The sequence below is a fragment of the Lutibacter sp. genome (assembly GCF_040883305.1).
Lineage (GTDB): Bacteria > Bacteroidota > Bacteroidia > Flavobacteriales > Flavobacteriaceae > Lutibacter.
The window spans coordinates 1-4,078 of record NZ_JBFLKT010000062.1; the positions used below are offsets into that span (position 1 = coordinate 1).

Genomic DNA, 4,078 nt, shown 5'->3' on the forward strand with positions numbered 1-4,078 from the left:
CCTCTTCCAGTTTTTCCAATAAAACCAGTGGCATGACATTCATCTACCATTACAAGTGCATCATATTTATCGGCTAAATCACATATTTTATCTAAACTTGCAACAACACCATCCATAGAAAAAACACCATCAGTAACTATAATTTTAAATCGGTGGTTTTGTTTGTTTGCTTCAATTAATTGTTCTTCTAAATCAGCCATATCATTATTTTGATATCTGTATCTTGCTGCTTTACACAAACGAACTCCATCTATTATTGAAGCGTGGTTTAAAGAATCCGAAATTATGGCATCTTCTTGAGAAAGTAAAGGTTCAAAAACCCCTCCATTTGCATCAAAAGCAGCTGCATATAAAATTGTGTCTTCTGTTTGATAGAAGTTTGAAATAGTTTGTTCTAATTCTTTATGAATATCTTGTGTTCCGCAAATAAAACGAACTGATGACATTCCAAAACCATGTGAATCTAATGTGTCCTTTGCCGCTTGAATAACTTTAGGGTTATTAGACAATCCTAAATAATTATTTGCACAAAAATTTATAACTTCTTTTCCTGTATTCAATTTTATAACTGCATCTTGTGAAGATGTTATAATGCGTTCAGATTTGTACAAACCTGCTTCTTTAATCTCTTGTAGCTCTTTTTGTAAATGTTGTTCTATTTTACCGTACATAATTGTTTTCTTTTTACAAAGCTATAATTTTTTAAACTTCTTCAATAATAATTTCGGTATTAATATATACAACTATTTTTTTGGCAATGGTATAATTTAGATTTTCTAATGTTTTTGCGTATTTTAAAAGTTGCTCCTGGTGTTTTTTATCGGGGTTTCCAGTTTTATAATCTATAATTGTAGCTCTATTATTATTGATAACCAACCTATCTGGAATGATACTTTTTTTATCGGCTGTAATAATTTCCTGTTCATTATAAACCTCGTTATTTTGTTCAAAATAAGCTTTTAATTGAGGATGATTTATAACAGAAATTAATGTTTTTTGAATTTCATTCTGTTCGTTTTTAGAGATTGAACCATTAAAAACATATCGCTTTACAACTTCATTAATATCGTTTTTGGTTTTTATTTTTGATAAAATTTCGTGGATTAAATTTCCATAACCAATTGCTTTTCCTTGTTCTGTATCCCATAATAACGAAGAATTTGCAACAATAGATATATTATGATTTTTCCAAGAATTTGAAATAAAAGCTGTTTGCGTAGTTGTGTTGCTATTTTCTTTTGAAGGAATTACCACTCGTTTTGGATTGCCAAAAGTATAATCTAAAACTTCAGGATTCCATAAACTTTGTTGTTTTAAATAATTAATAAATAAACTAGAAGTATATCTTATTTCGCTTTCATTTTTTGTGGCGTTTCTATTTTCTGAAACTATATGCAACTGTTCTACAGCCCTTGTTAAGGCAACATATAAAATATTAAAATTATCTAATTCTAAAGCCTCTTTGCGCTCTTGAAACAACTGTTCTCCTTGCTCACCAACATAATTTAATTTCGAACTGTAATTTACTAAAAAGGAGTCTATTGCGCTTATTTTCGGTTGTTTATACCAAACTTTTGGTTTAATTTGATTGTAAATATCAATATCGTACGGATAAATTACTATAGGAAATTCCAATCCTTTTGCTTTATGAATTGTCATTATTCTTACAGCATTTTCAGCTTCGGGCGCAACAATACTTAATTTATCTTTTTTTAATTCCCAAAGATCTAAAAAATCATCTATTGAAGGTTGCTTTTTTTGCTGGTATTCAAAAACAAAATCTAAGAAAAATTGAATATCTGAATCCGATTCTGAAATTAAATTAAAACTTCTAATTATATATTCAAAACTTTCGTAAAACGGAGTTTGTAAATATTCTTGATAGCTAAAAAAGAGATTAAATTCCTTTAGTCGATTAAAAAATTCGGTAGTTGTTAAATCTATAAAACTAATTAAAAATTGATGTTTTGGAGTATTTAATTGTAAATGATTGTATAAAAAATAGAGCATTTTAGCTTTGTATTCTTTATTTACAGGATTGTTAATTATATTTAAAATACTGATAATGAAATTTACCTTTTCGTTATTTTTTAGCAACAACGTTTCCGAAGAAATTATTTCAATATTATTCTCCGATAAATAATTTGCAATTGCTATTCCTTGTGCTTTTGTTCTAACCAAAACGCACACTTCACTTTTTTGAAAAGAAGTATCTAAATTTTGAATAATTTCTAATACTTTTTTAGGATACACCAAATCCTTTTCCTCATCATCTTTACCTTTTTCTATAAAAGATAGTTGTACAAAACCTCCAATATTATCTGTTATTTTTTGTGAATTTCCTTCAACATATAAATTGCTATATTTTTTGTTGGCTAAAAACTGAGAAATAAATTTAAAAAACCCATTATTAAACTCAATTATTTCTGAATAACTTCTGAAATTTGTATCTAAATTAGACAGCTTTTTTTCTACATAAAACGGATTATTTTTTGTGTGTCCTTCTTCTAAAGAAAGTGCAATAAACTGTTCTGGATTTCCGCCACGCCATCTGTAAATAGACTGTTTGGCGTCGCCAACTAATAATAATTGTCCTGTTTCACCCAATTCGTCTTCAGAGGTTAGTGCATTTTCAATTAATGGAATTAAATTTTTCCATTGTAAGTTAGAAGTATCTTGCATTTCATCAAGAAAATAATAACGAAATTTTTCTCCTAATCTTTCGTAAATAAAAGGAGCTGGTTCATCTTTAATTGTATCGCTAATTAACTGATTAAATTCTGCATTTAACAGTATGTTGTTTTCTTGTTTAATTTCTTGAAGCGCCGTGTTTATATAATTTAAAACAGCTAAAGGAATTAAACTTTCTACCAAAATACTATTTAAAATATAAGTTCCGTAAGAAGCTTTAAATAGTTGTTTTGAAGTATCATAAAGCTCAATTAATTGCGATTTTATACTATCAATTAAGTCTTTTGAAGCAGCAGCAGTTTTTGCTGCGTATAAATTTTTATTTTCTTCAATGGTTTTATTTAATCTACCATCAAATTTTATGCTATCTGGCTTTTGCTGTCTAAATTTTTGAAGTTTTATAAAATGCTTTGGAAATTCTCCTGAATAACCAAACTCATTAATTTCCAATCCATTTTCTTTAATAATTGCGAGAGCTTTTGAACCAATTTCTTCAAATTCTTTCTCAATTTTTTTATTTACTGCTTGAAGTTTGTTTTTTAGTTGTTCAAATTCTTCAATTGAAATAGTGTTTAAAGCTTTTAAATGACTGGTATGATTTTCATTCAAAATAATTTTTGCAAAATCTTTTAATTCTAGTGCAATATCCCAAGATTTATCCTCATCTAATTTTTGAATGGCATAATTTACAAGCAACTTTGTAAGTTCTTTATTTTCCCCAATTTTAGAAATTACAATATCAACAGCTTCATTTAATAAACTTTCGGCATCCATTTCCACATCAAAATTCATTGGAAGTTTTAAATCGTGGGCAAAAGTTCTAATTATTTTATGCGTAAAACTATCTATTGTAGTAATATTAAACGCTCCGTAGTTTTGTAAAATAGCGTTTAATATTATTTTTGATTTTCTAAATAAATCATCTTCAACCAAATTTGTTTCCTCACAAATTATAGATAGCATATTATTTTTTTCAAAATTTGAAAATGTTTTTAAATTTTGAATAACACGTTCTTTCATTTCACCAGCAGCTTTGTTGGTAAAAGTAACGGCTAAAATTTGTTGAAATTTAAAAGGATTTTCACTTGTTAAAAGAATTTTTAAATACTCTTTTACAAGCGTAAAGGTTTTTCCACTTCCAGCAGAAGCGCTATATATTTGGAAATTTTTTGACTGTTGCATTTATAACAATTATAAACGCAAGTTAACAATTTAAAAAAGTTTTAGCAGCAAAGTTACTTACCATTTCGCCAATTAAATCTTTTTCTTGCATTCCACTTAAACCTTCTTTGTGCGTTTAATTTCATTACTACACTAAAAGAATAAAACATGTGCGGTATTAGTTGAAAATCTGGAGAATTGTATTTATAACCTGCTTGTGCATTAA

Annotated in this window: 2 protein-coding genes; both read right to left on the bottom strand. The window is 27.5% G+C overall.

Annotated features, from left to right (window positions below; genetic code table 11):
* On the bottom strand, window positions 1-671 hold a 671-nt coding region (locus AB1Z17_RS01875), incomplete at its 3' end, for an aminotransferase class I/II-fold pyridoxal phosphate-dependent enzyme (RefSeq protein WP_368050093.1).
* A gap of 31 nt (window positions 672-702) precedes the next feature.
* Complete coding sequence (locus AB1Z17_RS01880) at window positions 703-3,873, bottom strand: UvrD-helicase domain-containing protein (protein WP_368050094.1); 3,171 nt, start codon at window positions 3,871-3,873, stop codon at window positions 703-705.
* Window positions 3,874-4,078: the final 205 nt, after the last annotated feature.